20 protein-coding genes are annotated in these 21,892 nt (G+C 60.5%); 11 read left to right on the forward strand and 9 right to left on the reverse strand.

Annotation, left to right across the window (positions count from 1 at the left end; all coding sequences use genetic code 11):
- The first annotated feature begins 460 nt into the window (after positions 1–460).
- Positions 461–2,704 (forward strand): NADP-dependent isocitrate dehydrogenase, encoded by a 2,244-nt coding sequence (locus Q668_RS15125; protein ID WP_022990473.1) that lies wholly within the window; start codon positions 461–463, stop codon positions 2,702–2,704.
- 80 nt (positions 2,705–2,784) lie between these two features.
- Here Q668_RS15125 and Q668_RS15130 read toward each other — a convergent pair whose 3' ends face one another.
- Together Q668_RS15130 and ybaK are read right to left on the reverse strand one after the other, a co-directional pair.
- On the reverse strand, positions 2,785–3,984 hold the full coding sequence (locus Q668_RS15130; protein ID WP_022990474.1) for a cation:proton antiporter: 1,200 nt from the start codon (positions 3,982–3,984) through the stop codon (positions 2,785–2,787).
- A 4-nt stretch (positions 3,985–3,988) separates the two neighbouring features.
- Complete coding sequence (ybaK, locus tag Q668_RS15135; RefSeq protein WP_022990475.1) at positions 3,989–4,459, reverse strand: Cys-tRNA(Pro) deacylase; 471 nt, start codon at positions 4,457–4,459, stop codon at positions 3,989–3,991.
- Between the two features lie 131 nt (positions 4,460–4,590).
- Between ybaK and Q668_RS15140 the strand changes: the two genes are divergently transcribed.
- Together Q668_RS15140 and Q668_RS15145 are read left to right on the forward strand one after the other, a co-directional pair.
- Entirely contained in the window at positions 4,591–5,877 is a 1,287-nt protein-coding gene (locus tag Q668_RS15140) for an EstA family serine hydrolase (protein ID WP_022990476.1), read from the forward strand.
- 144 nt (positions 5,878–6,021) lie between these two features.
- Positions 6,022–6,249 carry a hypothetical protein gene (locus Q668_RS15145; RefSeq protein ID WP_094624546.1) on the forward strand — a complete coding sequence of 76 codons (228 nt, stop codon included), beginning with the start codon at positions 6,022–6,024 and terminating at the stop codon, positions 6,247–6,249.
- 3 nt (positions 6,250–6,252) lie between these two features.
- Here the strand turns inward: Q668_RS15145 and Q668_RS16645 are convergent, their stop codons facing one another.
- The gene (locus Q668_RS16645) at positions 6,253–7,332 is read right to left on the reverse strand and encodes a hypothetical protein (RefSeq protein WP_152521799.1); all 1,080 of its coding nucleotides are present in this window, start codon (positions 7,330–7,332) and stop codon (positions 6,253–6,255) included.
- Positions 7,333–7,358: 26 nt separating this feature from the next.
- Here Q668_RS16645 and Q668_RS15155 point away from each other — a divergent pair, with 26 nt between their 5' ends.
- The 3 genes from Q668_RS15155 to Q668_RS15165 are packed head-to-tail and all read left to right on the forward strand — an operon-like array spanning position 7,359 to position 11,883.
- A complete protein-coding gene (locus Q668_RS15155) occupies positions 7,359–10,904 on the forward strand; it encodes a response regulator (protein WP_022990479.1) in 3,546 nt (1,181 codons plus the stop codon).
- Entirely contained in the window at positions 10,897–11,442 is a 546-nt protein-coding gene (locus Q668_RS15160; RefSeq protein ID WP_022990480.1) for a hypothetical protein, read from the forward strand. Before Q668_RS15155 ends, Q668_RS15160 begins: the two co-directional genes overlap by 8 nt.
- 27 nt (positions 11,443–11,469) lie before the next feature.
- Positions 11,470–11,883 (forward strand): response regulator, encoded by a 414-nt coding sequence (locus Q668_RS15165; RefSeq protein ID WP_022990481.1) that lies wholly within the window; start codon positions 11,470–11,472, stop codon positions 11,881–11,883.
- A 20-nt stretch (positions 11,884–11,903) separates the two neighbouring features.
- Here the strand turns inward: Q668_RS15165 and Q668_RS15170 are convergent, their stop codons facing one another.
- The gene (locus Q668_RS15170; protein ID WP_036220218.1) at positions 11,904–12,176 is read right to left on the reverse strand and encodes a hypothetical protein; all 273 of its coding nucleotides are present in this window, start codon (positions 12,174–12,176) and stop codon (positions 11,904–11,906) included.
- 546 nt (positions 12,177–12,722) lie between these two features.
- On the opposite strand from Q668_RS15170, the gene Q668_RS15175 reads away from it, so the two are divergent.
- Positions 12,723–12,959: a hypothetical protein gene (locus Q668_RS15175; protein WP_036220219.1), complete on the forward strand. Its 237-nt coding sequence runs from the start codon at positions 12,723–12,725 to the stop codon at positions 12,957–12,959.
- Here Q668_RS15175 and Q668_RS15180 read toward each other — a convergent pair.
- Positions 12,928–13,440: a hypothetical protein gene (locus Q668_RS15180; RefSeq protein ID WP_036220267.1), complete on the reverse strand. Its 513-nt coding sequence runs from the start codon at positions 13,438–13,440 to the stop codon at positions 12,928–12,930. The two genes, Q668_RS15175 and Q668_RS15180, sit on opposite strands and share 32 nt — an antisense overlap.
- 149 nt (positions 13,441–13,589) lie before the next feature.
- Here Q668_RS15180 and queC point away from each other — a divergent pair, with 149 nt between their 5' ends.
- Positions 13,590–14,255, forward strand: coding sequence for a 7-cyano-7-deazaguanine synthase QueC (queC, locus tag Q668_RS15185; protein ID WP_036220221.1), 666 nt, complete (start codon positions 13,590–13,592; stop codon positions 14,253–14,255).
- Positions 14,255–14,911: a 7-carboxy-7-deazaguanine synthase gene (gene queE, locus Q668_RS15190; protein WP_022990485.1), complete on the forward strand. Its 657-nt coding sequence runs from the start codon at positions 14,255–14,257 to the stop codon at positions 14,909–14,911. The genes queC and queE overlap by 1 nt, the downstream gene beginning before the upstream one ends.
- A gap of 1 nt (position 14,912) precedes the next feature.
- Here the strand turns inward: queE and Q668_RS15195 are convergent, their stop codons facing one another.
- From Q668_RS15195 to Q668_RS15210, 4 genes are all read right to left on the reverse strand, one after another.
- Complete coding sequence (locus Q668_RS15195; RefSeq protein WP_022990486.1) at positions 14,913–15,956, reverse strand: AraC family transcriptional regulator; 1,044 nt, start codon at positions 15,954–15,956, stop codon at positions 14,913–14,915.
- A gap of 136 nt (positions 15,957–16,092) precedes the next feature.
- Positions 16,093–16,980, reverse strand: a complete 888-nt coding sequence (locus tag Q668_RS15200; RefSeq protein ID WP_022990487.1) for an alpha/beta fold hydrolase — start codon at positions 16,978–16,980, stop codon at positions 16,093–16,095.
- Between the two features lie 93 nt (positions 16,981–17,073).
- A complete protein-coding gene (locus Q668_RS15205; protein WP_022990488.1) occupies positions 17,074–18,834 on the reverse strand; it encodes an ExeM/NucH family extracellular endonuclease in 1,761 nt (586 codons plus the stop codon).
- A gap of 9 nt (positions 18,835–18,843) precedes the next feature.
- Entirely contained in the window at positions 18,844–19,746 is a 903-nt protein-coding gene (locus Q668_RS15210; RefSeq protein WP_152521800.1) for a helix-turn-helix transcriptional regulator, read from the reverse strand.
- A gap of 240 nt (positions 19,747–19,986) precedes the next feature.
- On the opposite strand from Q668_RS15210, the gene Q668_RS15215 reads away from it, so the two are divergent.
- On the forward strand, positions 19,987–21,270 hold the full coding sequence (locus Q668_RS15215) for an MFS transporter (RefSeq protein ID WP_036220224.1): 1,284 nt from the start codon (positions 19,987–19,989) through the stop codon (positions 21,268–21,270).
- A 171-nt stretch (positions 21,271–21,441) separates the two neighbouring features.
- Positions 21,442–21,867: a MarR family transcriptional regulator gene (locus Q668_RS15220; protein WP_022990491.1), complete on the forward strand. Its 426-nt coding sequence runs from the start codon at positions 21,442–21,444 to the stop codon at positions 21,865–21,867.
- Positions 21,868–21,892: the final 25 nt, after the last annotated feature.

Consider the following 21,892-nt stretch of genomic DNA (forward strand, 5'->3'; position numbering starts at 1 on the left):
AGAACAGGGGCGATGGCAGAGGTAGATTTCAGGGGTTTTGTTAACAAAAGGAACTTATCGTTCCTTGAAATTTAAGTAGGTGGACGCCCCGAACAAGGTATGGGTGTGGCAGGGGGAGGGCTTTCCAGAACTGTGCGGAGCCATGGATGGCGGAGCCCAAGCGTCACAGGGATGTGCCGAAGGAGCGTGTTCTGGAAAGCCCTCCTCCTGCCACGCTGACGCTTTAGATGGTAAATGTTAGAAAGTTTCGTAAATTCCCGCCATTTCATCAGCCTGTAACCGAAGATCAGGCATTATCCGTACGTTCTTATACTAAGATCGTAATCAAAATTCCGCAAAAAATGCTATCTTAGTAGGTCTATCAAAAGTTCCGAATCAGTCACTGGCAAAACCGGACGTTCACAAGACGCCCGAATGCGCCATGACCGTCCTGAACCCACCCCATAGCCTGAGGACGAAAATGAGCAACTCCAAATCCAAGATTGTCTACACGTTGACCGACGAGGCACCCGCCCTCGCTACCCGGTCACTGCTTCCCATCCTGGAAACCTTCGCCAAGCCGGCTGGTATCGACTTCGAAACCAGCGACATCTCTCTCGCGGCGCGTATTCTGGCAGGCTTCCCGGACTACCTCGAGGAAGACCAGCGGGTGCCGGATGCCCTGGCTGAATTGGGTGAGTACACCAAGGATCCGGACGCCAACATCATCAAGCTGCCGAACATCTCTGCGTCCATTCCCCAGCTGCGTGCTGCCATCAAAGAGCTGAACGAGCAGGGCTACAAGGTTCCCGAGTACAAAGAAAACCCGGAAACCGACGAAGAGAAAGAAATCCACGCACGTTACTCCAAAGTGCTGGGCAGCGCCGTTAACCCGGTACTGCGTGAAGGTAACTCCGACCGCCGTGCACCGGCTGCGGTAAAAGCCTTTGCCCGCAAGTTCCCGCACACCATGGGTGAGTGGAGCCCGGCTTCCCGTACCCACGTGGCGCACATGCGCGGTGGCGACTTCTACTCCAGCGAGCAGTCAGTAACCCTGGACAAGGCCACCAACGCCCGCATCGTGTTCGAGAACAAGAAGGGTGAGCAAACCGTTCTGAAATCCGACCTGCCGCTGCTGGAAGGCGAAGTGCTCGACGGCATGTTCATGAGCAAGAAGGAACTGGTGAAGTTTTTCGAAGGCGCCATCGAAGACTGCGAAAAGACCGGTGTGATGTTCTCCCTGCACGTGAAAGCCACCATGATGAAAATCTCTCACCCGATCGTGTTCGGTCACGCGGTGAAGGTGTTCTTCAAGGAGCTGTTCGACAAGTACGGCGACCTGTTCAATGAAATCGGCGTAAACCCGAACAACGGCCTGTCTTCCGTGGTTGAGAAGATCAAGCAACTGCCGGAATCCAAGCAGGAAGAAATCCAGGAAGCCCTGCACGCCTGCTACGAGCACCGTCCGGAAATCGCCATGGTCGATTCCGTTAAAGGTATCACCAACCTGCACGTACCGAGCGACGTGATCGTAGACGCCTCCATGCCGGCAATGATCCGTAACTCCGGCAAGATGTGGGCCCGTGATGGCAAGCTGAAGGACACCAAGGCGGTTATGCCTGAGTCCACCTACGCCACCATCTACCAGGAAGTGATCAACTTCTGTAAGACCCACGGCGCGTTCGACCCCACCACCATGGGTACTGTGCCGAACGTCGGCCTGATGGCCCAGAAGGCGGAAGAGTACGGCTCCCACGACAAAACCTTCGAAATCAAGGAAGACGGTATCGTTCGCGTTGTCGCTGAAGACGGCACTGTGCTGACTGAGCACAACGTTGAGCAAGGCGATATCTGGCGCGCTTGCCAGACCAAGGACCTGCCGATCCGCGACTGGGTCAAGCTGGCGGTCAACCGTTCACGTTCCAGCGGTATGCCGGCGGTATTCTGGTTGGACGACGAGCGTGCCCACGATGCCCAGCTGATCAAGAAGGTCGAGAAGTACCTGGCCGAGCTGGACACCGAAGGCCTGGAAATCCACATCATGTCTCCGGTTCGCGCTATTCGCTGGACCATGGAGCGCCTGATCCGTGGCCTGGATACCATTTCCGTAACCGGCAACGTGCTGCGTGACTACCTGACCGACCTGTTCCCGATCCTGGAGCTGGGCACCAGCGCCAAGATGCTGTCCATCGTGCCGCTGCTGAACGGCGGTGGTCTGTACGAGACCGGTGCTGGCGGTTCCGCACCCAAGCACGTACAGCAGCTGATCCAGGAAAACCACCTGCGCTGGGATTCCCTGGGTGAATTCCTGGCCACCGCAGTGTCCCTGGACGAGCTGGGCGAGAAGCAGAACAACCAGCGCGCCCGCCTGCTGGGCCAGACCCTGGACAAGGCTACCGAAAAGCTGCTGGAGAACAACCAGTCTCCGTCCCGTGTGACCGGCGAGCTGGACAACCGGGGTTCCCACTTCCACCTGGCCCGTTACTGGGCGGAAGAGCTGTCCAAGCAGGATGAGGACAAGGAACTGAAAGAGTTCTTTGCCAAGCTGTCAGCACAGCTGGAAGAGAACAAGGACAAGATCCTGGAAGAAATGACGGTGGTACAGGGCAATCCGGCGGATATCGGTGGTTACTACCACGCGCCGGCGGAGAAAGTGTCTGCCGTTATGCAGCCCAGCGCAACGCTGACCAAGATCCTGGTCGACGCCCAGGCATCTGTGAGCTGAGGCTCAGTGTCAGGCCGGGATGTTTCCCGGCCCTGATCAAAAAAACCGGACAGCCATTGGCTCTCCGGTTTTTTTGTTGTCTAGTCGTCCTCATCAGGGTCTTCCTGGTAGCCCTTGCCGGTCTCACCCGCCTTGCGCAGCTGGATCAGCGTCAGTGGCGGGCCAATGATCTCGAATACCACCGTCGCGCCGATGACCAGTGGCAGGATGTAACCCAGTTCCGGTAGCCGTTCGGTGGCTACCAGCGCCAGGCCCAGGGCTACGCCTGCCTGGGGCATCAGGCAGGCCCCGATGCGGCTACGGGTATCGGGCGCCGAGCCGGCCAGCACGCTGCCCAGATAGCCACCGGCAAAGCGCCCTGCCACCCGGGCCAGCACGTAGGCCACTCCCAGTGCGCCCAGTGTTGGCAGTGCCAGCCAGTCCAGCTGGTAGCCCGCCATAAAGAAGAACAGTGCCAGGAAGGGTTCGGAAATACCGTCGATTGAACGGAATGGCCGCACGTGGTGCCGGGCGAGGTTGGCCACGACCACGCCCAGGGTCATGCAGGTGAGCAGGTAAGACAAGCCGAGCCAGCCGGCCAGCCCCGCGGCTACAAACACAAAGCCGGCGGATTCCAGCAGCATGGGCTCACCGGGCCGCAGCCGGCCGGTCAGCCACGCCATGGGCAGGCCCAGCACAATACCCAGCAGTACCGAGCCTCCGACCTCCATCACCCCGTGCAACATGGCCGTAGGGCCATGGGTATCGCCGTTGCCAATCAGCAGTCCGGCGCTGACCAGCAGGATACTGAACAGGATGGCGCCCCAGGCGTCGTCGATGGCCACCACCTGGAACACCAGCCGGGTCAGCGGGCCGTTGGCGCCGGATTCCCGCAGTACATCCAGCGTGGCGGCCGGCGCCGTGGCGGTGGAAATGCCGCCCAGCAAAAGCGCTGCCGCCAGGTTGCCGGTGGCCCACCAGGTAGCGAAGGTAACGGCTGCAGCGGTCACAAAGGTGACCACCAGGCTGACAATCAGAGCCTCCTTGCCCTGCTTGAGGTCCTTTGCAGACATCCGCTCGCCCAGCAGAAAGCCCACCATAGCCAGGGTCAGCTGGGTAATCAGGTGAAAGCTCTGGCTGGCATCGGCCGGCAGCAGGTCCAGAAGGTCCGGCCCTGCCAGGGCGCCCAGCAACAGCAACAGGGTGACCCGGGGCACATGTACTTTCTGGCCGACCGCATGGGCCGCCAGGGCCAATAACAGGGTGGCGCCAATCAGGATAAGGTCGTTGGCGTGATTCACCGGATCAGTCCTGTTGCAGGGGCGCGAAGGTGGCCCCGGTGAGCCTGGACAGGTCTTCCGGAGCCAGCTCGATCTCCAGTCCCCGTTTTCCGGCGCTGACAAACAGGGTTGCGAAGTTGCGGGCCGAGTCGTCGATAAACGTCTTCAGGCGCTTCTTCTGCCCCAGCGGGCTGACGCCACCCAGAACATAGCCGGTAGTGCGCTGCACCAGCTGTTTGTCGGCCATGGCGGCCTTCTTGGCCCCGGCGGCCCGGGCAATCAGCTTCAGGCTGAGCATGGCGGATACCGGCACCACGGCGACGGCGAGGTCTTTGCCATCCAGCGAGACAACCAGGGTTTTGAACACCTGGTCCGGATTGGCGCCGGTTTTTTCCACGGCCTCGTTGCCGTAGCTTTCGGCGGCCGGGTCATGCTCGTACTCATGCACGGTAAAAGCCACCTTGGCGCGTTGGGCGGCGAGAATTCCGGGGGTCATGCAGACTCCTGTTGCAATCACGGTTTGCCGGAATTAAACCACGGGGCGCCGGTAACTGCACCCCGGTTGCTGCCGGATGATGTGCTTTGATCTATAGTGAAACCATTCAGATATAAAACAAAGGCAACAATATGCATTCACTGGCTCGCCGCGCCCTGAACCTCAGCGCCATTCCCCGGGACCTGCACTCGGTCACCTTCCGGGACACTGCCTCGGAGCACCCGGAACGGGTCGACCTGGCCCCCGAGGTTCCGGAAGCCGTGTGGCGCAGCGTGGAAGCCCTGTACCGGACCGGGGTTCATCCCGGTATCCAGCTGTCTTTGCGTTATCGGGGTGAACAGGTGTTGCATCGCGCCATCGGTCATAGCCGGGGTAACGGGCCCCACGATCCCCGCTCGGTGCCCCGGGTGCCGATGACTACCGAAACCCCCATCTGCTTTTTCTCTGCCTCCAAGGCAGTGACTGCCTTGCTGATGCATATGCTGGCCGAGCAGGGGCTGGTGAACCTGATGGACCCGGTGTCCTACTACTGCCCGGAATTTGCCAGCAGTGGTAAGCGCACCATAACCGTGCACCAGATCCTGTCCCACCGGGGCGGCATTCCGGCCATTCCCCGGGAAACTCCCATTGATGTGTTGTGGGATAAAGACGAAATCTGGCGATTGCTGTGTAACGCCCGGCCGGTGGAAGTAGACGGCGCCAAGGTGGCTTACCACGCCATCACCGGCGGCTTTGTGTTGCAGCGGGTGCTGGAGAAGGTGACCGGCGACAGCATCGATGCCTACCTGGACAAGTACCTGCGTGGGCCCATGGGCATGAAGTGGTTCACCTACGGTATTGGTGCGGAACACCTTCCGGACCTGGCCAGTAACTACGCCACCGGGCCTACCCCGAGGTTTCCGGTGTCCTGGATTGTTAACCGGGCGCTGGGCGGCGACATCGGTACCGTTGAGCGAGTGACCAATGATCCCCGTTTCCAGGAAGCGGTGATTCCCGCCGGTAACCTGTGTGGCACCGCTGAGGAGATGAGCCGGTTCTTTCAGATGATGCTGAATGGCGGCACCTGGAATGGCCAGCGGATCTGCAGCGAACTCACCATCCGGCGTGCGATCCAGCAGTTCGGATCCCTCCAGGTGGACCGTACCATGATGTTGCCCATGCGCTTCAGTGCCGGCATGATGCTGGGCGGCAATCCGGTGGGGCTCTGGGGGCCGCAAAGCCGCTATGCCTTTGGCCACGTGGGCTTGATCAACAAGTTCTGCTGGGCGGACCCGGCCCGGGATATTTCGGTCAGCCTGCTCAATACCGGCTTTCCGATAGTCGGCCATCATTTACCCGCGCTGGGGAAGTTTGTCTATACTGTGTGCAAGCAGTTTCCGTTATTACCGGAGCATCGCCGCAGGCTGGTGGCAGCATGAGCCGGGGCACCGGGGTTAACGGAGTGTTAAAAAAAGTGAAAGCTTGTTCATTTTAATTGAACTTTGTCGGACAGTCCGGCACACTTTTTCACGCAAGACTTTCAGGATGTGGAAGTTACCAAAGACTCAATGGATGAGACCCCTATGCCAAAATCAAGGCTATCCCCGCTCGAACCCCGCCGTGTGCAACTGGACTATCACGAGAGCATGCGCTCCCAGGTCCAGCAACAGCTGTGCAACGAAGTAGAGCGGCTTGAACGCCGTATCGAAACCCTGCGCATGACCAAGGCCCCCCACGCTGCCCTGATGATTTCTACCTATGAGCGCATGATCAGCCGCAAGAAGGGGTTTTTGCAGAACTGGGATTTGTAGCCCTCAGGGTCTCAGGCCAGACTCCTTCGTTGCATATTCGTACTCTGGTTCGGTTTTTTCCGAGCAGTAGGCATCTGTGCTCGGGGTTTGGTCTATTGAGGTGTAAACACGGACTTTTGGCAACTCGTAGTCCATCTCAATCTTTACGCAATCTACGATCTGTCCCGCAAATGTGAATTCCGGGCCGCCCTCAGTGTTTTCTGAGGTACCGATTGCAGTTCCATCAATGATCAGGCTGTCGGTATTCGAACCGGAATAACTCCGCGCAAATGCCATTTCCCGCTCATTCTCAATGACGACACTACCTTCGGTAATGACTCTGGCACCATCGTTATAGCCTGAGCTGGAAAATGCTTCGGGCAGGAATTGGGTGGCAAGTGTGGCACTGGGTCGCGTTGAGCCGGGCGGGAAAGAGCCGGACGACGCCCATGTGAGCACGCGGGTTACTAGATTGGAAGATTCTGGTGTATACACCCACTTTACGATTGGGTACTGCCAGTTATAGTCGTTCTCGGGCTGGCCGTCTTTAAGGGCGGACTCATCGATAAAACGGATCTGAACCTGGTTTGTTCTGTTGCTGTATTCACCGGCCTCACCTTGTTTGATCCTTCGTACAATGTATTGTCGGCCTTCGTTAAAGTTTTCGACGGCATTTTCACCGATGACACGCCTTATGATGTCTAAAGGATTCCTTGCGGATTCAATTTGTGGTGGCTGCTCATCGGAGTAAGTAAGGCCAGCAAACAAAGCGATCTGATTCCTGATGCTGTCTGCTACCGCCGCTGCATCAAAAGTGCTTTGGGTGTTGGGATCTGGTTCTACAGCCTGGATCAGATCGGCAAAAAGGACGGTATCGGTTTGTTCGAGCAGGGTGAACGTGGAAAACCGAAGATCTACATTTGTGGCGGGATTGAGCGTAGAAGTGGAATCCCCACCGCTCTCCACACGGCACCCACTCAGGGTCAGCAACGCCAGTGATATGGCAACAAAAAGGCAGGAATGTCTCATTTCAGAAGGCCCCGGGGTGCGAAATTCGTTGTGAACGGCTAAAGTGAGCTGTGCTGACAATAAACGATAAAGCACGCAGCTACCCGCGCGGAGATCACATTTTGCAGCAACGGTTCGCCCAGGCCGGGATTCCGGTGCTGGTCCTGTTTCTTGTACTGGCAGCCCTGATTCTGCCGGCCCCGGCCATGGCCCAGGATGCCTGCCGCAGTGGCGAAGTCCGGCTTGACCGGAACACCGGTGCCATCCGTGACCTGGGCGGATGCTTGCGGTACCTGGAAGATCCGGACCAGAGCCTGTCGATTGATCAGCTCAGATATCTTGAGGCCGAAGCCTTCACCCAGCATGAATCCGGCGTGCTCAACTTCGGCTACACCGAATCTGCCTACTGGACCCGCTTTGACCTGAGTACCCATGCCCTGCAGGGCGAGACCGACTGGATACTGGAGCTGGCGCTACCGCTGGTGGACAGCGTCGAGTTGTTTCTTGAGCGGGATGGCATGCTGGTAGATCAGCGCCAGGCCGGCTACCAGGACAACTGGGAAGACCGCGACCTGGCCGTGCCCAACCCCACTTTCCGGCTGAAGCTGCCTCCTGACAGCCGCACGCGGGTGTTCCTGCGCATCACCAATACCAACACCTTCCGCCTGCCCATCACCCTCTGGCACCCAAACGAATACATCGAGAAAGTTTCCATCGATGAAGCGGTGCGCGGGGTGCTGCTCGGTGCCATCCTGGCGATCCTGGCCTACAACCTGTTTGTGGCGGTGTCGGTGCGCGAACGCAGCAACATCTACTATGTGCTCTACCTGGTGGGTGCGGCGGTGTTTATTTCTACCGAGCAGGTCCACGGCGTGCAGTTGCTGGATGAACGGCCGGTCTTGCTGAACAAGGATTACCTGCACTACCAGATCATCCTGACCTGGTTCTTTGGCCTGCTGATGGCCCGCTCCCTGCTGGAAACCCGTGAGCGTTCACCAGACCTGGACCAGGTGCTGCGGCTGTGCCTGTATTCGGTGGTGCTCACCTTTGGCCTGTCCATTTTTATGCCCTATTCGGTGGCGATGGAATGGATCGTACTGGATTCGATCCTGCTCAGTATCATCCTGATCGTGGTCAGTTACCTGTCCTGGCGTTACTACAACCCGGCCGCCCGGGCTTATTTCTACGCCTGGACCATGGCGCTGATCGGCTTTGGTATCTATGCCCTGACGGTGATGGGCTACCTGCCGCTGAATACCTTTACCACCTACGCCCCGCAGTTCGGGCTGACTGCCCAGATCATCCTGTTCTCCTTTGCCCTGGCCGACCGCATCAAGCAGGTGCAGGGTGAAGCCATGGCCTGGAACCGCCGGGCCCTGGCCAACCTTGGGCGTTACCAGTCGCTGTTCAACAACGCCATCGAAGGCGTGTTCCAGATGTCACCGGAGCGGAAATTTGTGACCGCCAACCCGGCCATGGCAGAGCTTCTGGGTTACAACAGCAGCCGTGAACTGCTGGGTGAAAATCCGGACGTGCTGGAAACCTGCATAGCCGATGAGCGCCTGCGGCGGCTGGTGGTGGAGCAGCTGGAAGCACGGGGCACGGTTAAAGGCATCGAAGCCCGGTATTTTACCCGTGAGGGCGAGGAGCGCTGGGCGACCATCTCCTTGCACACCGCCTACGATGCCGAGGGCATGCCAGTGCACCTGGAAGGCACCTGCATCGATGCCACCGAAAGCCACCAGCGCCAGCAGATCGAACGTGAACGGGAACAGGAACGGCTGGAGAAAGAGCTGGCCCGCAACTCCGCCAAGGCCAAGAGCCAGTTCCTGGCCAACATGAGCCATGAAATCCGGACGCCGCTGGCGGCGATCATCGGTTACGGCGAAACCCTGCTGGACCCGGTCCTGGACGACCGGGAAAAGCGCAGCAGCGCTGAAACCGTGGTACGCAGTGGCCGGCACCTGCTGGAGCTGGTGAACGATATCCTGGACCACTCCAAGATCGACGCCAACAAGCTGGACGTGGATGTGGTGCCGGTGAACCTGCCGGAGTTGCTGGATGAAGTCCGCGCGTTCTTCGAGCCACGGGCCCGGGAGAAAGGCCTGGATTTCCGCATTGTTTGCGAGTATCCGCTGCCGGAGCAGATCCGCACGGACCCCACCCGCTACCGGCAAATTATCATCAATCTGTGTGCAAATGCGCTGAAATTCACGGAAAGTGGCTCGATCTCCCTGGTCATCCGCTGTGATCGCGAGGCCGAAACCCTGATTGCCCGGGTGGTGGATACCGGTATTGGCATGAAGCCGGAGCAGCTGGAGCGGTTGTTTGATCCGTTCGCCCAGGGCAGCACCGCCATTTCCCGCCAGTACGGTGGCACCGGGCTGGGGCTGAGTATTTCCCGCCGGCTGGCGGAGCTGCTGGGAGGGGATATCCGGGTAACCAGTACCTACGGCGAGGGCAGCGAATTCGAGGTTTCCATCAGCACCGGCAGCCTGCAGCAGGTGCACTTCCTGCGGGATGCCTCGGAATTCAGCCAGCGCCGCCGGGCCATCGCCATGGTGCTGGCACCGAGGTTGTCGGGCCGGATCCTGTGTGCCGAAGACAACGAGGTGAACCGGCGGCTGGTATCCCTGCTGGTGGCCCGTACCGGCGCCGAGCTGGTGCATGTGGCTAACGGTGCCGAAGCCCTGGAACGGGTAAGGCGCGAAGACTTCGACCTGATCCTGATGGATATCCAGATGCCGGTCATGAACGGCCGGGATGCCACCCAGGCGATTCGTGAAGCAGGTATCAATACGCCCATTATTGCCCTTACGGCTAATGTTATGGCCGAGGATATTGCGGAATATCGGATGGCCGGCTGTAACGAGCACCTGGCCAAGCCGATCGACAAGCAGCGGTTCTACGAGATGCTGGCCCGCTACCTGACCCACTGCCCGGAGCCGGTTACTGCTACGGACAGGAGCTATTCCGGCCGGGTTCTGGTGGCCGAAGACAGCGAGGACAACCGCCGGCTGGTGGAGCGCATGCTCCGGCGCCTGGGCCTGGACCCGGTTCTGGTGGCCTCGGGGGATGAAGCCGTGCGCCGCGCACTGTCGGATACCGTGCACCTGGTGTTGATGGATCGCCACATGCCGGGAATGGACGGCGTGGAAGCTACCCGCCTGCTTCGCCAGGCCGGATTCCGCCGGCCCCTGATAGCCTTCACCGCAGGTGACCAGGCCGAGAACGAAGCCCTGCTGGCAGCCGGCTGTGATGGCGTGCTCAACAAGCCCATCGACCAGAGCCACCTGCAGGCCCTGCTGGATCGCTATCTGGGAGCGCAGACCGTGGACAGCTCAGGCCTTGATGATGACCTGGCGCACCTTGTTTCCCGCTTCCTGTCAGGCCTTGCGGAGCGCCAGCGCCGTATGAAGCTGGCCCTGGGTGACCGGAATGTTGACGTGCTGCGCACCGAGAGCCACCAGATCAAGGGTACGGCCGGTGCCATGGGCTACCCGATGATGACGGAACAGGCGGGCAGGCTGGAGCAGTGCCTGCGACAGAGTGAATACGACTGGCCGGAAATCGCACAACGGCTGGAACAACTGAACCATATGATTGACCAGGCTCTGAAGGCACTGGTTTCAACCACCGGTACCCGACAGGAACAGACCCATGAGTGACCAGAATCGCCCCCAGGAACACAATTCACTGAGCATGATGTACGGCACCTACGCAGACGTGCTGTTTGTGCTGTTTCCGTTTCTTGTCATTGCCATGCAGCGGCTGTGGAATGGCAATGTCTATGAAACCCTGATGCGGGCGGACCTGAGCATTGCCGCGACCATCATGGCAGGCCTGGCCATCGGCAAGTTTGTGCTGGGGCTGGTGACCAACCGCGATCTGGGCCGGTACAAGGAGCGCATTGTCTTTTTCATTGCCCTGACCTTGTTTGTGGTGCTGGGGCCGTCCATCATTCTGATGTTGAGTATCGTGGGCAATACCGAAGTCCCGGGGTTTGTGGCCTTTGTGCAGCCGGTGCTGCTGATTGTGGCCATTTCGTTGTACACAACGGCGGTCAGCATCAGCAATATACTGGTGCGGGAAGGGGCCGGAGCCGGCGAGGGTGCCGACAGCCGGCCAGCCGGCGAGCGGGAACAGGGCCGGCCGGGCCCGGCACCGCTGGAGCTGCCGCGCAAAACCGGCAATGACTCATTCTGAGTAACGGGACACAACAGGAGAGAATGGATGACGGATCTGAGAGTACTGGTGGTTGAAGACGAGCCGGTCATGCGCGAGCGGCTGGTACAGCTGCTGTACAAGGCGGGCGCAACGCTGGTGACGGAATGCAGTGATGCGGCTTCGGCCAGGGCAGCGTTCGACGCCAGTGAATACCAGATCATTCTGCTGGACCTGGGGCTGCCGGACGGCAACGGCCACGAGTTGATGACCCGCTTCAAGGAGGTTCGCAAGGAGCAGCACATCGTGCTGGTAACGGCGGATGATTCGATTGAGAGTATCCAGCGGGCAATCAGTGCCGGCGCCAACGGCTACGTGGTCAAGCCCTATTCCCAGGAAAAAATTCACGATGTGGTGAGTAACTACGCCATGGTCCACGGTGGCGACATGGCGCAGATGCAGGGGCTGAACCGGCACCACTGACCGGTCCAGCCTGCGTTGGCTCAGGCCACCTGGCGGGCAATCCAGGAGTTGTAACGGGTGGCCAGTGCACGCACATAGCGGGCCTCGGCGCCGTCCAGGTTGCTCAGCACGCCCTTGAAAATCCAGCCACGCTCGTACAGACCCAGCACCCGCTGCTCGTCATCCAGGTTGACGCGCTGATTCAGTTTCTTGCAAATCGCATCCAGCAGCGGCAGCTTTTCCGGACGTTTGATCGGTGCCTGCCGGTTGGTCATTGGCTGGTTGGCTGCCCGTGTAGTCGGATGTCTTCTCATGATCTTCTCCTTGTCGTTTTGCGGCTGCAAAAACAGAAAACCCCGGGGCCTGAGGCAACCGGGGTCTGGCAGAGAAGCTGCCCCGGTCGCTGCAATGGCTCCCGGGACTGACCGAAAGCCGTTAGATGTCTTTCACCATGGCGCGCACGGATTGCCCTGCTTGGCAACCGGCGGTGGTAATAACGGTGTACTTGGTAATCATTCTGGACCTATCGGCTCTGTGATTTCGGTTCGGTATCAGTGTATCGGCAATTGGCCGGTTTGCAATAGCCTCCGCCATTCGGCAAACCCGTACAGACGCCGTGGGCTCTCGGGGCCATAATTTGTTCCGTCACGTGTTTTTACGTTGTGCAATCCTCGATGCCTCCGTATCAGGTATCGGATGGATCTCTCCTTTCTACGCAGCCCCATGGGCTGCGTTTTTTTTCGCCTTCGGAAACTTCGTAGCCACTAGTCCCTACAGCCAATTCCGGCCGGATTGGCGATAATTTGCACACCAATCAAGTGGTACACTTAAACCGAATACAGAGGTTGAAACCGAAGAAAATGCCCGAAGACCCTGCCCCCGCCCGCAACAAGTTCCGTTCTGATTTTATCGTTGAAATCGCACTGCTCGCCGCCGTTGCCGTTTACCTGGTGATCGCCCAGGGGCAGTCTGTGGGAGACAACCTGAGCTTCACCGTTGTGGGCGCCAGCCTGATGGCCCTGGCCACTTACTGGACCCTGCATACAGCCCGGGATGGCCTGGAAGTTATTGCACTGAGGCTTCGCCCCGGCAAGTAAGTTTTTGCCAGGTGTGGTGCAGGATCAGGGCGTCGTTGGCGGCCCGGTGAACCGGCAGGCCCAGTTCGGCAATCACCTGCTGGCGCACGCCGGACCAGTGCCGGACCTGGGTCTGGTCGAGCAGCATGGAGATGGACTCCAGCTGGAAGGCCGGTGTTTCTCCGGCGGCCCGGTACAGGCGATGCAGCCAGAAGCTGTCGAAGGTCCAGGCATCACAGAACACCTGCCCTGACAGCAACCCGTTCAGCTGTTCGACAACCTCGGCTACCGGCCGGCCGTCCTGCTCCAGCCGGCTGCGGGTGATACCGTGAATGGCCTCGGCACTGTCGGACCAGTCCTGCCATTGCCTGTTGGGGCGGATCAGCCAGCTGTGCAGGGCGCCGTCAGGCAGGCACAGGCCAACCTCGATCGGGTAACTGGCGATCAGGTCAAGGCTGGAGGCCTCGAAGTCGATAAACGCTGGGCAGGAATCCGGTTGCATCAGGTGTCGGTTCTGGTTCATTGTCGTTTTCTCCCGAGTTTACCGCCGATCCTGCGTTGACGCGAACCCAACCGGTGTTTGCGCTGTTACAATACCGCTCAGCTTTGAACGCCCTGTGACACACCCCCTGCTATTGTGGTGAGATTCCCATGACTGACACTGTTGTCGTTATTTATTCCGGAGGCATGGACTCGTTTACCCTGCTCCACCTGGCCCGTTCCCGGGGTCTGAAGGTCCATGCGCTGTCGTTCAATTACGGCCAGCGCCATGTACGGGAGCTGGAGGCGGCGCGCGCCGTGTGCCAGGCCGAGGGTATTCCCCACAAGGTGATTGATATCCGCGCCATGAGCGAGGTGATGGCCGGTTCTTCCCTGACCTCTGACGCCGAGGTGCCGGAAGGGCACTATGAAGAAGACTCCATGAAGTCCACTGTGGTGCCCAACCGCAACATGATTCTGCTGTCCCTGGCCACCGGCTACGCGGTAACCGTGGGCGCGGGGGCTGTCTGGTATGGCGCCCACGGCGGCGATCACGCCATCTATCCCGACTGCCGTCCGGAATTTGTGGAGAAGATGGACGCGGTATGCCGCATCGCCAATTACGAACCGGTGGGTATCGAAGCGCCGTTCATGGCCATGGACAAGGGCGAAATCCTGGCTGAAGGCCTGAAGCTTGGCCTGGATTACAGCCAGACCTGGACCTGCTACAACGGCCGGGATAAAGCCTGCGGCCGTTGCGGTTCCTGTGTCGAGCGGCTGGAAGCGTTCGCCGCCCACGGCCTGGAAGATCCGCTGGCCTACGAGGACAATGCCTGATGTACCGGGTGAAAGAAGCCTTTTACACCTTGCAGGGCGAAGGCGCCCAGGCGGGCCGGGCGGCGGTGTTCTGCCGGTTCAGCAAATGCAATCTGTGGAATGGCCGGGAGCAGGACCGGGCGACCGCGGTGTGCAATTTTTGCGATACCGACTTTGTTGGTACCGATGGCCAGAACGGCGGCCGCTTTGAAACCGCCGAGGCGCTGGCGGCCCATATCCGCAGCCTGTGGCCGGACGCGCCTGGCAAACCCTATGTGGTGTGCACCGGGGGTGAGCCGTTGTTGCAGCTGGATGAGCCGCTGATTGCAGCCTTCCATGCCGAGGGCTTCGAAGTGGGCGTGGAAACCAATGGCACCCTGCCGGCGCCGGACGGTATCGACTGGCTGTGTGTGAGCCCCAAGGCGGACGCCGAGGTGGTGATTACCGAGTGTGATGAACTGAAGCTGGTCTTTCCTCAGTCGCTGGCCCCACCGGAGCGCTTTCTGGGCATCCGGGCCCGGCATTACTTTTTGTCTCCGATGGCTTCGCCCTCGGTGCCGGACCAGGGCAATGATCCGGTCAAACAGAGCAATACCCGCAAGGCGACCGATTACTGCCTGGCCCATCCGCAATGGCGCCTGACCCTGCAGATGCACAAGATTCTGGGCATCGACTGACTCAGGCGGTTTTCCGGAAACCGGTTTCCCGGGCACGGAAGTGGCTCGGGCTCAGGCCGGTCCAGCGTTTGAAGGCACGGGTAAAGTTGGCGGCATCGGCGTAGCCCAGGGCATCGGCAATCTGGCTCAGGTTCATGCCCGTGGTGCCGAGCAGGTCCTGTGCCCGCTCCAGCCGAACCTGGTCGACCAGGTTCTGGAAACTGGCGTCTTCTTCCTGCAGCCGGCGCTTGAGTGTCCGTTCCGAGACAAACAGGGTACTGGCCACCCGGGCCAGTTTCGGCGGGAACGGATGGCTGGTTTCGATCACCCTGCGCACCCGGCAGGCAAAGCCGGCGTCTTCCGTGAGTTGTTTCAGCGCTTCTTCACACTGTTCCCGCGAGCTCTCTGCCAGCTGTTCATTGCTGAACCGGACCGGCTGTCCCAGCTGGCTGACGGGAATTACCAGGGCATCCTCATGGGCGCCATACTCTACCGGCACGCCCACCACGCGACGGAATCGGTGGAAATGATTCGGCTCCGGGCCGCGCCGGAGAATCCGGGTGCCGGGCACCGCAGCCCCGGTCAGCTGGGCTCCCATGGATACGCAGCCGTACAGCACGGCATCCAGCACAAAGCCCTGCAGCGGCCCCAGTTCGACATCACAGGACACGGTGTAACGGGCGTTCTGGCCACTCAGGTGCTTTTCTACTTTCAGGTGCGGTGCCCGCAGTGTCAGATAACGGGTCATCAGCTCCAGCGCTTCTTCCAGGGTAGGGCTGCTCATCACCGCAGTACCCAGGGCTCCGTGCAGGGGCAACCGGAGTTCCCTCGCCAGCATGATGCCCAGGCCAGGTTCGCCGCTTTCGATGATCGCCCGGGTAACAAATTCACTGGCCTGGGCCTGGCTGACCCGGAGATCGGTGGAGTTCAGGCGGGCCGGGTCCAGGCCGACCCGGAGGATCAGATCCCGCTCGTCGACGCCAATGGTGCGGAGCAGCTCGGCCAGGGTATGCAGGTAGATGGCCGGCATACCCAGGTCCTGTGCGGTAGAAACGGAGGCGCGCATGGGTTTCCTCGTCAGTGTCTGTTGTTGTTATGCAAGGGAGTCAGTCACAGATTATGGCCTTTTGCCGTGCCCGACCCCATGACTCCAGTGACGGGTCAACGGGCCGGAGAGGCCAATTGCCGGTATGCCGGCCCTGTCACTGACTGTGCCGGCGAATAAAATCTTCCAGTACCCGGGACGAGCGGCCGGGTTTCTCCAGCATGGGCAGGTGGCCCACACCCCGGAATACGTGTACCTCGGCATGGGGCGTGGCGGTTCCGAACCAGTCCACGCAGCGGGTGGGCGTGATAACGTCTTTGTCGCCCCATTGCACCTGCAGCGGCGGGGTTTCGGTTCCCAGATAGCGGGCCGGTGCCAGCGGGTCTGCCAGCATGTCGTTGAAAATATGGCGCAGGGAATCCCGGCGCTGCAGCAGGTCTGGCCCCAGCAGGCCGGTCATGGCCAGGCCCGGCAGGGTCGGTTTGCCGTTGCCGACGCTGTTGAACATTCGGTAGACCCCGCTCCAGTCCCGGGGAATGAGGATGGCATCCCGGTCGGTTTTGAACGGTGCGTTGAGGTCGGCATCCGGCTGTTCCGGTATGCCGGCACTGTTCAGCAGGGTGACGGTACGCGGTGGCCGGTCGAGCGTGTGCGCCATCACCGAGGCAATGGCGCCGCCCATGGAACTGCCGGCAATGTGCAGGTTGTCGGTGGCATAGCCTGACAGCCATTGTCCGAGCCGCCGGGCCTGGCTTTCATAGCGATAGCAGGCGTCTGGCCGGTACTGGCTTTCTCCCAGGCCGGGCACATCCGGTACCAGCAGGTGCCAGTCTGCGGGTAGCATCTGCATCCACAGGGCCCAGTTTTCTTTCATGGCGGCAAAGCCGTGAATCAGCACCAGGGTCGGTTTGCCCGGTGTCGGCCGGCCCCGCTCCAGAAACACCAGCCGGTGTCCGTCGACCAGGGCCTCCTTGCGGCGGGCACGCAGTAACCAGCGCTGGCCGGTGCGGGCGGCAGGCCACAGATTGGGGGCAGGAATTCTCATGGGGACAACCTCGTAACAACAAGCCGGCACCCAGTGTAACGGGCTGTGGCCGGGGAGCTATTGCCGGGTTGCCTGGGCTGGCGGTCGGTCGGGTCAGTTATTGCCCAGATGGATGTCGGTGATCACCGGATTGTGGTCCGAGGCCCGCCACGGCTGAGGGCCTGACAGGGCGGAGCGCTGGTTGTAGGCAAGTGCCCGGGCTTCATCGGCATTGATGTTCCAGGTTTGCGCGTGGCGGACCCGAGGCTGCAAGTGCCTGTCGGCCAGGCTGTAATCGAGCGAGCCCTTCTCACCCCGGTAACGATAGCTGTGGTAGGCGCAAGCCTCCGGCCCGCAGGGGTAAAAGCGATGTACCTGGCTATGGTATCCGGCCTGTCGGAATCTCTGAACCGGTGTTTCCATGGCATAGCTGTTGAGGTCGCCGGTAATCAGGGTGCCGGCGAATCGGGCGGGAGCGGGCAAGGAATCCAGCCAGCGGATCAGCGCCCCGGCTTCTTCGCTGCGGCGATGGCTGTAGCAGCCCTGACCGTCTTGCCGGTCGGTCTCCTGGCCGGAGGCTTGCCGGCAGGATTTGGATTTCAGGTGCGGCACCACTACCTGTAAAGCATCACCGCCGGCTGCGGGGCGAAACGCCTGTGCCAGTGGCGGACGGCCCTGGTGCCGGAATGTACCGGAGCGCAGCCGGTGCGGCTGACCGGCCGGTACAACCCGGTCTGTGCGGTACAGCAGTGCGGTACGAATGGCATCGGAGCCGTCCTGCCCCGGGGTCCTGATGAATGCCCATGGTTCTCCGAGCGTCTCTGCCAGTTGCGTGATAGCGCTGTCCGGGCCGTAACCGTCGTTTTCCAGCTCACTGACCGCAAGGATGTCCGGCTTGGCCTGCAGGATGGCACTGCGCAGCCGCGAGGCCTGCACCTCCAGTTGCTGAAGGGATTCGGCACCTCTGGGTGTCGGGAAGCCGTTGCCCCGGCCATTGCCGTTAAAGAAGTTCTGCAGGTTCAGGGCCATGACCCGGACATGGTTCCGGGCCGGAGCCGGTGGTGCGTCTGGGCGGGGATTGTTGCGCTGGAACCGGGGCATTACGGACGGTTGCAGGCGCCACTGGCTGAACCGGAAATCCAGAACGCCTTCAAGCCGGGTTACCCGGTCGCCGGCGCGCAGGGGTGCATCGCCGGCAAGGTTGTTCAGCCAGGGCACGGGGTTGGGCTGGCGCTGGCTTTTGCCGTCGTCCAGAAGTACCCGGTGGAGTTGGTTACGTTGGCTTCGGGCAGCGGCTTTGGCGCCCGGGGGCAGGTATTCGGTGGGCGTAACCTGATCGGAGCTGGCCAGGGTGAGTTCGCCATAGCGGGCCAGGTTGTAGTGGTCGATGATGGTCAGGGGCTGGCTGAACCTCACGCGCATGTTTTCCAGGTGTTCCGGTGCCTCGGGCCAGGGCAGTCTGACCTCAATGGGTTCCGGGAGTGGCGCGGTACCGCAGACCTTAAGATTCCGCACAGCCACCAGCTCGGTCAGCCCGTGGAACTCCTTGACGGTGCCGGTCACCCGCAGCCGTTGCCCGGGCTTGCCGGTTTTTTTGCGGGTGTAGATAAACAGGGCTTCGGAGGTGGCGGGGTTGTTATCGGTTTCGTGGTCGGCCTGTTGCAGGTAAAAGCCGTTGAAGCCTCCGGGTTCCCGGGCGTCCCGGGTAACTATGCCTTCTACAGTAACGGTTTGTCCGGCCAGGGGAGAGCGGGTGCCATCAGACTGGATGCGATGGATGGGGGTTGCCGGATCGCCACAGGAGGCCGCCGCCGCTGCAGGAAGCAGGGCGGCGAGGATCAGGCTGATAAGGGGTATTCGTTCTGGCTTGGTCACCGGGCCAGTCTAGCAGAGACCGGCAACCGCTTTGAGTGCCCGTTCCCGTTTGCTGCCAAAGCCGAGTTGGTCGGGATTGGCCAGTTCCACCTGTTGCACCAGCGGGTCCGGGTGCAGGTTATCCAGCGTAATGCCCATGCGTGCCAGCACATAGGATGCCAGGGCGGCGCGGGTTTCAAGGTGCAGCCTGCCCTGTTCCATGCCGTAGTCATTGGCAATGATCTGCTGCTGGGCTTCGGTCAGCCGCTGGTCGGGGGTAATTTCCAGGCTTACCATGCGCTGCCAGTCGTCATCCTGGCCGGCGGTTTGCCGGGCTTTCTGGCGCAGGGCTTCCGGGTGCCCCTGGAAACGGCTCAGGGCAAAGTCCCGGAACTCGCGGTTGGCATGGCACCAGGCGCGAACGTGCCAGTTATTGCCGGTACACACCAGGGTATGGGGTTCCAGCAGGCTTTCAGCGGCTTCTGGGCGGCTCAGGGAAATATAGCTGGCGCGCAGCTGGCGGCGGTAACGGGTTGCGGTTACCACCGCACGCATGGTTTCCGGCGCAACGTGGCGGCAGGGCTCCACGACCACGGTGTTGCCGGGCAGGCCCAGATCCAGCTCCGAGAAGGTGGCCCCGAGCCTTTGCTGGCGGGCCAGCAGGTCATGGTATTCGCTGACCTGGCCATGGGTGACCACCGGTTTGAAATCCCGGGCGGGGACATAGCCTTTAAGGTGCCGGTCGTAGACCAGGTTGCCCGGTGCCAGCTCCCGCAGGTAGGTATTGATGTCTTTGGAAGCCTGCTGCCGGCCGATTCCGAAACTGTGGCAGATGTGGTTGGTGGTCAGCCGACCTTCCCACAGTGCGATGGTTTCGATGAGTCGATAGCGAAGCAGCAGATCCCAGCGAATGGGCCAGTCCGTTTTCTTCATAACCAGGCGCTCACGATCCAGTAATTTGCGTGGCATTCATGTTACCCGCTCCCGTCACCGGGGTGTGTTACGGCCCATTAATGTAAAACATTGTCAAACGGGGCGCCAGCAGCGCCTTCGGTTTCGGCAAGTGCCTAGTGGTGCCGGCTTGGTGTGGCTGGTTAAATACCTGTCTGCAGCAACTTTTAAGGCTGCTATCTTTTATTGATTCCAATCCAGATTTCCCAGCCGGAGTTGCCGATGACCCGAATGGTCGTTTCTTTGTCTGCCTTGATCATGAGCATTGTGCTCCTGGTCAGCGGTAACGCCTTCCTGATGACTCTGCTGGGTATCCGGCTGAGTATCGAGCAGGTGTCTCCGGACGTGATCGGCTGGGTACTGGTGTGCTATTCCATCGGCTTTGTACTGGGCACGTTGTATGTGCACAAGATTATTGGCCGTGTGGGCCATATCCGTGCGTTTGCGGTGTTTGCGGCGATGGCGGCGGTGGCCGCATTGTTGTATCCGATGGCAGTGTCCACCCTGTTCTGGGCGGTGTTGCGGGTATTGTCCGGTTTCAGCGTGGCCGGCGTTCTGGTGGTGATCGAAAGCTGGTTCTCCAGCCGCGCCACCAACAGTAATCGCGGCGCCATGTTTGCCGTGTACCAGATTGTGTTCTACCTGTCCGCCGCCGGCGGCCAGCTGATCGTGAATGTGGGTGACCCTGCCAACTTCCTGCCGTTTTCACTGGCCGCTATTTTACTGGCCCTGGCCCTGATTCCGCTGTCCCTGACCCGCATGGAAGCCCCGGTGATCGAGCAAACTGCCCGGATGTCGGTGTTCAAGCTGGCCCGGGAATCTTTCTCAGGGGTTGCCGGGGCGCTGGTCAGCGGGGTGCTGATTGGTGGCTTCTATGCCCTCGGGCCGGTCTACGCCACCCTGGTGGGGCTGGATGTGGCGAAAACGTCCACCTTTATGGCCAGTGCCATTGTTGCCGCCATGCTGCTGGCCTGGCCGCTGGGCCGGGTGTGCGACCGCTTTGACCGTCGTCGCGTGATGTTCTGGGTGGCCCTGGCGGCTGCCAGTTCGGCGGGCGGTGTGGCGGTGCTGGGCGCCGGCAACCTGGCCTTGCTGACCCTGCTGGTGGGGCTGTTTACCGGATTGTCTGCCACCCTGTACCCGATTGCTGTGGCTATTGCCAACGACCGTATGGACAGCAACCGTATCGTGGCCGCCAGTGCCACCCTGCTGCTGAGCTATGGCATTGGCAGTGTCATCGGGCCCATCGCCATGGCCGAGCTGATCAACCAGCTGGGGCCGTCGGGCCTGTTCTACGGCAATGCCGGTTTCCTGCTGGTCCTGGCTGTAATCACCAGCTACCGCATTACTCACACCGACGATGTGCCGGTCGAGGATCAGGAGCACTTTGTGCCCGCCATGCCGGAGGCTTCTCCGGTACTGGCCGAGCTGGATCCGCGGAACGAGGATTTCCACGAATCTCCGGAAGTGGAAGAGATGCAGGAAGAGTTGCGCCAGGCTGGCTGACGCAACTTGCTGAAACTTTCGGTTATCACCGATTATATTTTCACTTCGGTATCTGTATTTAAATCAACGATTAGCATACTATTGGTGAATATTCAGCAATAGTAAGTTTTCGTCAGTTCTTGCCCGGGCGTGGTTTGCCCCGGAGCAGATCAGCCTCAGGAGTAGATTGTCATGAGAGAACAGTTCCCCTTTGCCGTTGCCCGGGTTACCCGCCGCTGGCGTAAAATGCTTGATGAACGCCTGAAAGACCTCGGTGTTACCCAGGCCCGCTGGAGCACCATGTTCTACCTGCAGGAAGGCGGCGAAGGCCTGACCCAGCGCGAACTGGCGAGCCTCATGGCCATCGAGAACCCGACCCTGGTGCGCCTGCTCGACAGCCTGGAACAGCAGAACCTGATTGAGCGCCGCCCTTGCCCGAACGACCGCCGGGCCCGTCGCCTGCACCTGACCAAGGCGGGTGTGGACTTTATGGAAGAGCTGACACAGAGAGCCTCCGACCTTCGGGAGGAGATGCTTGAAGGGATTTCCGACAAGGATCTCGAGTGCACCCTGAAGGTGTTCCACAAGATCATGGAAAACGCTGAAAAGCAGAAGTAACCCTTGGCGGATAATTCGGTCGAGG

Source organism: Marinobacter sp. ES-1 (assembly GCF_000475255.1).
Classification (GTDB): Bacteria; Pseudomonadota; Gammaproteobacteria; order Pseudomonadales; family Oleiphilaceae; genus Marinobacter; species Marinobacter vinifirmus.